Annotated in this window: 1 protein-coding gene; it reads right to left on the bottom strand. The window is 57.4% G+C overall.

Features of this window, described 5'->3' with window-relative positions:
• Positions 1 to 1,007 (bottom strand): elongation factor Tu (gene tuf, locus D0544_RS17055; protein WP_125018490.1); only part of this gene is annotated, 1,007 nt, incomplete at its 3' end.

Raw genomic sequence — 1,007 nt, 5'->3', positions numbered from 1 at the left:
GGAGTGTGACGACCACCCTCATCCTTGCTCAGCACGTAGACTTCAGACTCGAACTTGGTGTGAGGAGTGATAGAACCGGGCTTAGCCAGTACCTGACCACGCTCAACGTCGTCACGCTTGGTACCACGCAGCAGAACACCAACGTTCTCACCGGCACGACCTTCGTCCAGCAGCTTGCGGAACATCTCAACACCGGTACAGGTGGTGGTCTGAGTTTCGCGGATACCCACGATCTCAACAGGCTCACCCACTTTAACGATACCGCGCTCAACACGACCGGTTACTACGGTACCACGACCAGCGATAGAGAATACGTCCTCGATCGGCATGATGAAGGCGCCGTCGATTGCACGCTCAGGCTCAGGGATGTAAGAATCCAGAGTCTCAACCAGCTTCTTAACCGCAGAAGTACCCAGCTCGTGGTCATCCTGGCCGTTCAGGGCCATCAGGGCAGAACCTGGGATGATCGGAGTGTCGTCACCGGGGAACTCGTACTGGTCCAGCAGCTCGCGCAGCTCCATCTCAACCAGCTCCAGCATCTCGGCGTACTCTTCACTGTCGGCACCGCCGCAGTCTTCAGCCAGCAGGTCAGCCTTGTTCAGGAACACAACGATGTAAGGTACACCTACCTGACGAGACAGCAGGATGTGCTCACGGGTCTGGGGCATAGGACCGTCGGTCGCGCCACATACCAGGATAGCGCCGTCCATCTGGGCCGCACCGGTGATCATGTTCTTTACGTAGTCGGCGTGCCCGGGGCAGTCAACGTGCGCATAGTGACGGATAGGAGAGTCGTACTCTACGTGAGAGGTTGCGATGGTGATACCACGCTCACGCTCTTCCGGTGCGTTATCGATCTGATCGAACGCACGCAGCTCACCTGTACCCCATGCCTCGTAGCACACGCGAGTCAGAGCAGCGGTCAGAGTAGTTTTACCGTGGTCAACGTGACCGATGGTGCCGACGTTAACGTGCGGCTTGTTACGCTCAAAAGTTGCCTTAGCCAT

This window comes from Aestuariirhabdus litorea (assembly GCF_003864255.1).
Taxonomy (GTDB): Bacteria; Pseudomonadota; Gammaproteobacteria; order Pseudomonadales; family Aestuariirhabdaceae; genus Aestuariirhabdus; species Aestuariirhabdus litorea.
The sequence above is the reverse complement of the archived record's forward strand: the minus strand, read 5'-3'. Positions and strand labels throughout refer to the sequence as shown.